Origin of the sequence: Geobacillus sp. (assembly GCF_017515625.1) — a bacterium.
Classification (GTDB): Bacteria; Bacillota; Bacilli; order Bacillales; family Anoxybacillaceae; genus Geobacillus; species Geobacillus stearothermophilus.
Window position 1 is genome coordinate 1 of record NZ_JAFWFM010000117.1, and the last position, 5,287, is coordinate 5,287.

Genomic DNA, 5,287 nt, shown 5'->3' on the forward strand with positions numbered 1-5,287 from the left:
CTCCTTTTGAATATTGCGGAGCGCCTGATGCTCTTCGCCATCGAGCCAGTCGTTTCTCTCTTCTTTCACTAAATGGTTTACCGTTTTGGAGTTCAACACGATGTTGATTTGCCCTTTCGCCTTGTTCATCGTCAATTCTGACAAGGGGCGTCACCTCGCTTACCGTTTTCTTCCATCCGCACCTGTTCCGACTTGGCTTTTGACGCCTTGCCTTTTCGTTACTAGTATACGTACGCCGCCGCCGATCCGTGACAATCGCCCAAACGAACAGCGGGTCGGTTATAGTGGAAAAAGTTTGTATATGTTTATTCACAAAAGCGGCGGTTTACGCATCTGAATTCACATCGTCCCTCACTTCCCTTCGGGTGACGCAGGAGCTTGTCGATCAAATAGCGGGCGCGGAAGGAAAACGGGAAATGGCAAAAGGCGCCCTCCGCGAAGGACGGCGCCTTTTTTCGGCGGCGTATGTACCGTCGGTCTTACTGTTCGGTTTCAAAATGGATGTTCCGCTCCGGCGCAAACGTCGAAATGGCGTGCTTGTAAATGAGCTGTTGTTTTCCTTGCACTTCCAAAAGTACGGTGAAGTTGTCAAACCCTTTAATGTATCCGCGCAGTTGGAAGCCGTTCAATAAGAAGACGGTCACTTGCATGCCCTCTTTGCGCAGCTGGTTTAAAAACTGGTCTTGAATATTGATCGTATTTTTCATCAAACGTCCTCCTCTTTTCTCTCTAAGGATATAATTATATATTCGCTTCAAGTTGAAGCTTTCCTGCTACATAGCGAGAAATTTCCTCCACCTTGGCGGCGAACTGCCCAGCGTCGGTCATGTCAAACCATTTCACCGGCATTTGGTTGCGAAACCAAGTGAGCTGCCGTTTCGCATAGCGGCGAGAATTTTGTTTCAGCAGCTCAATCGCTTCATCAAGGGAAACGCGGCCGTCAAAATAGTCGTACAGCTCCTTGTAGCCGATGGCTTGCACCGCCTGGCAGTCGCGCAGGCCGCGGTCATAAAGCGCCCTCGCCTCTTCGATCAACCCTGCGGCGATCATCTCATCGACCCGCTCGTTGATGCGGCGGTAAAGCGCCTCCCGCTCCGCCGTCAAGCCAACAATGGCCGCCTCATACAAAAGCCGCTTTGACTGCCCTTGCTGCCACTCGCTGAACGGCTTTCCGGTCGAGTGATACACTTCTAAGGCGCGGATGACGCGGCGGATGTTGTGCGGATGAATGCGGGCCGCACTTATTGGATCAACCGCCTCAAGCCGCCGGTGAAGCGCTTCGGCTCCTTGCTCGGCCGCCAGCTGTTTGAGCGCCCGGCGGTACGCTTCGTCGGAAGGGGCAGCGGAAAATTGGTAATCGTAAAGGGCTGCCTGAATGTACAGCCCGGTGCCGCCGACGATGATCGGTAGCCGGCCGCGCGCCGAAATCTCGGTGATGAGCGCACGGCAAAGCCGCTGAAATTCGACGACGGAAAACGGTTCGCACGGCTCTTTGATGTCCAGCAAATGATGCGGGATTCCTTCCATCTCATCGGGCTTCACTTTCGCCGTGCCAATGTCCATCCCTTTATAAATTTGCATCGAATCGCCGCTGATGACCTCTCCGCCCAGCTTTTTCGCCAACGCGATGCCGAGCTTCGTTTTGCCGACCGCCGTCGGCCCGACGATGACGGCGACTTTTTCAGCCATAGCGCGTCACTGCTTTCTGTTGTGGGACTTGTGTCAACCATCATTATACATAAAAACAGCTGTGCATGGAACCATTTCTTTCATACGTTTTCTCCATCCACAAATCGTTTTATACATGACAGCGCGAAAAATCGCCTTTCTTCCCTTTCGCCATAACCATATGGAAAAAAATGAACGCCATAAAAGGCGCTCATCATAATGAAAACTTGTTGACAATCGCCTGCAAATCGTCCGCCATTTTCGAGAGCGACGCGGCCGAAGCTGAAATTTCCTCCATCGAGGCCAGCTGTTCCTCGGTCGCCGCCGACACCTCGTGCACACCGGCCGATGTCGACTCGGCCACGTCGGCGACAAGCCGGACGGAGCGCACCATTTGCTCCGAAGAAGAGACCATGTCGCTGACCGCGGTGGATACGTCGCGGATTTGCGCCGCAACTTCGTCCACGGCGGCGCGAATGCGGGCGAACATTTCTCCCGAGGCGCGAATGACGTTCGTTCCGGCCGTCACTTCGTTGACGACCGACTCCATCGATTGGACGGCATGGACCGTTTCTTCTTGAATGGCATCGATCAATTCCGCGATTTGCTGGGCCGATTGGGCCGATTGCTCGGCGAGCTTCCGCACTTCGTCAGCAACGACGGCAAAGCCGCGCCCGTGCTCGCCGGCGCGCGCCGCCTCAATCGCGGCATTTAACGCAAGCAAATTCGTCTGCGCCGCAATATTGCGGATCGCTTCGATGATGGAGCCGATTTGCTCGGAACGGTGGCCAAGCCCTTTAATGAGGTCAGCCAGCCGCTCGACCGTATCGTTCACTTTGTTCATTTGCGCGACGCCCGCCTCGATCGTTTGCCCGCCCTCAGCCGCTTGTCTCGACGCCTCACTAGCGATGGCGGACACGCTTTGCGCCCGTCCGGAAATTTGCTCGATTCTCTCAGACATCGAATCGACGGCGGCGGACGTTTCTTCCCCGCTTCGCATTTGCTTGTCCATGCCGGAAGCAACGCCCTGAATCGTCATGGCGATTTGCTCGGTCGCCTTGCTCGTCTGTTCGGCGCTCGCTGCCAGCTCCTCCGACGAAGCGGCGACTTGCTCGGCGTTTTGCGCCACTTCCTTTAGCACTTCGCGCAAATTTTGGGCCATTTGTTCAAACGAAGCGGCCAGCTCGCCGATTTCGTCCCGGTTGCGGACGCCGGTTTTCGTCTTGGTCAAATCGCCGGCAGCGATCCGACCAGCCGCATCCGACAGCACCAATAGCGGGCGGGAAATCGAGCGGCTGATGTAATAGCTGACGGTCGCTCCAGCCGCCACCGTCAACAAGCCGACGATGATGATCAGCCGCTCGACCGCAGCCACCGATGCGCTCGCATTATCATTAGCTTCCTTCATTTCCTGCTCCTGGAGAGCGACCAATTGATTCTCCTTTTCATCAAATTGGGTTGTTAAGTCGCGCCCTGTTGTGGTCACAAGGGCGATGTACTGCTCCGGTTTGTTTTGCGCTTTTAAGTCGAACGTTTTTTGCCCAAGTTCGTAAAACTGCTGTTCAAGCAAATCGAGCTCGGCAAGCTGCTGTTTCGTTTCTTCCCGCGTCAGCTTCGCCGCAAGCTTTTCGCTTATTTTCTTGTACTCCTCATGCGCTTTTTCAAAGTTTTTCCTTAACGTCTCATCGCCAGTCAACAAATAGCCGCGCATGCTGCCGACTTGGCGGTGGATGAGCACCTCCAGCTCCTTGACGTTGACGAGATTCGGCACCCGTTTGTCAATGACAGTATATGTACCGTTCAGTTTGGAAATTCCGTAATAAGAAAAGCCGACTAGCCATACAATCAATACGCAGACAAGGCCAAACCCAGCCAGCAGTTTTCTGCGCACGGTCATTTTCATGTTCATTGGCAAATCCTCCTTCTGTGAATCAGTATGTTGTTCTATCTACATTATCGGATGATCACAGACAATGTTTAGGGTTTTTTTGGCTCTTTTGCCATCTTTGATGAAAAGGCCTGCTTCATTGAGAAAATCAACTGGATTTTCTCAATGAGCCTCCTCTTTCACCGTCAACTCGCAAAGAGCAAACAGGCCGCACCCATGCCGCTTCCCCGCCTTACGCCGTTCCTTCCGGCTGCCACGTGTTTCGGCCGGCTTCGGCTTCATCATGAATGAAAAGCGAGGTGACAAGCGCGGCGATGCTGCCAATGAGGCCGAATAAAAACAAATGATGGATGCCGGTCATAAACGTCGGCGCCTTCGTCAAAAACGCTCCCATGACGGTCACGCCGATCGCCGTGCCGATATTGCGGCAAAACATAAAAAAGGATGTCGCGATTCCTTTTTCATGAGCGTCGGCAAGCTGCTGCGAGCCAATGACCCCAACGGTCGACGTCAACCCGAATGACAGCCCTTGGACAAACATGACGAAAAAAACATACCAAAATCCGTGACTTTCGTTCAGCAGCGCCAGAAGCAGGCCGGACGCAACCAGCAGCACATTGCCGATGATGAGAAGCGGACGGTAGCCATAGCGCAAAATCCATTTCCCGGCCGGCACGGCGGCGATCATCCAGCCAACGGACGAGCCAAGCAAGGCAACGCCGCTGATAAATACCGATAAATGAGCAACATTTTGCAAAAAGAGCGGAATGTAGCTTGACGTGCCAAACAGCGCGACGCAGCTGACAAAGCCGTTAATGTTCATCCATTTGAGCGTGCGGTGATGAACAAGTGAAAGCGGCACGAGCGGAGACGGCTGCCGTTTTTCGAAAAAGTAAAACGCAACAAGTAAGAGCGCGCCGGCCGCCCCGTACCACCATTGCCCCCGCGCAACGACGGTGACGAGCAAAAGCAAGCTGATCGCCGCCGCAAACAGCACCGCGCCCATATAATCAACCGCCGCCCGCTTCGGTTCATATACTTCTTTATATGGAAACAACGTCACAAGCGAGAGCAAGCAGATGGGAATGTTGACATAAAAAATCCAGCGCCATGTCGCGTATTCGACAAACAGCGAGCCTAAAAGCGGCGCCAAGACGGCGGAAATGCCCCACATGGCGGTAAAAAACGCCTGGATCTTTCCGCGCTTTTCCACCGGAAACAAATCACCGGCGATAATGGCCGGAAACGGCATCATAAACCCGGCGCCGACCCCTTGTACGGCGCGGAACAGGACGAGTTGCACCATATTTTGCGACAAACCGCAAAGAAGCGAGCCAATCAAAAATAAAATGATGCCAAAGCTGAATACGTTTTTGCGGCCAAACAGGTCGGACAGACGGCCGGCAATCGGCGACAGGACGGTCGTTGTAATCATGTATGACGCAAACGCCCAGGCGTACAAAGAAAACCCTCCAAGCTCTTTGGCGATGATCGGCATTGTCGTGTTCATGATGGTCGTATCCATGGACGCGACGAGCATCGCCAGCACGATGCTGACCATGGCCGACAGGCGGCTGCTCATACAAATAACCTCCCTCTAGAAATGTTGATTTATCAAGGCTTTTCGGCCCCTCAGGGGTGTCCAAAAAATATTTTTCGACAAAATCTCTTACATCCTTTTTCAGTTTTGTGGATATCTTACAGACCTAGGGTGCGCTTCGCGGCCACGGC

At 53.6% G+C, this 5,287-nt stretch carries 4 protein-coding genes and 1 pseudogene; all 5 read right to left on the bottom strand.

From position 1 onward, the window contains the following. Positions 1–144 (bottom strand): annotated as a pseudogene (locus IKE44_RS07210) (stage V sporulation protein K); the annotation flags it as partial. A 335-nt stretch (positions 145–479) separates the two neighbouring features. After that, positions 480–707, bottom strand: a complete 228-nt coding sequence (gene hfq, locus IKE44_RS07215; RefSeq protein ID WP_049624713.1) for an RNA chaperone Hfq — start codon at positions 705–707, stop codon at positions 480–482. A gap of 34 nt (positions 708–741) precedes the next feature. Beyond that, on the bottom strand, positions 742–1,689 hold the full coding sequence (gene miaA / locus IKE44_RS07220; RefSeq protein WP_033017285.1) for a tRNA (adenosine(37)-N6)-dimethylallyltransferase MiaA: 948 nt from the start codon (positions 1,687–1,689) through the stop codon (positions 742–744). Positions 1,690–1,882: 193 nt separating this feature from the next. Beyond that, positions 1,883–3,577, bottom strand: coding sequence for a methyl-accepting chemotaxis protein (locus IKE44_RS07225; protein ID WP_064213487.1), 1,695 nt, complete (start codon positions 3,575–3,577; stop codon positions 1,883–1,885). Between the two features lie 211 nt (positions 3,578–3,788). Beyond that, a complete protein-coding gene (locus IKE44_RS07230) occupies positions 3,789–5,138 on the bottom strand; it encodes an MDR family MFS transporter (RefSeq protein ID WP_049624711.1) in 1,350 nt (449 codons plus the stop codon). Between the last annotated feature and the right edge of the window lie 149 nt (positions 5,139–5,287).

Coding starts and splice junctions, on each gene's coding strand:
- IKE44_RS07225 (WP_064213487.1), bottom strand. CDS start 3,577: ATGAACATGAAAATGACCGTGCGCAGAAAACTGCTGGCTGGGTTTGGC.
- IKE44_RS07230 (WP_049624711.1), bottom strand. CDS start 5,138: ATGAGCAGCCGCCTGTCGGCCATGGTCAGCATCGTGCTGGCGATGCTC.
- hfq (WP_049624713.1), bottom strand. CDS start 707: ATGAAAAATACGATCAATATTCAAGACCAGTTTTTAAACCAGCTGCGC.
- miaA (WP_033017285.1), bottom strand. CDS start 1,689: ATGGCTGAAAAAGTCGCCGTCATCGTCGGGCCGACGGCGGTCGGCAAA.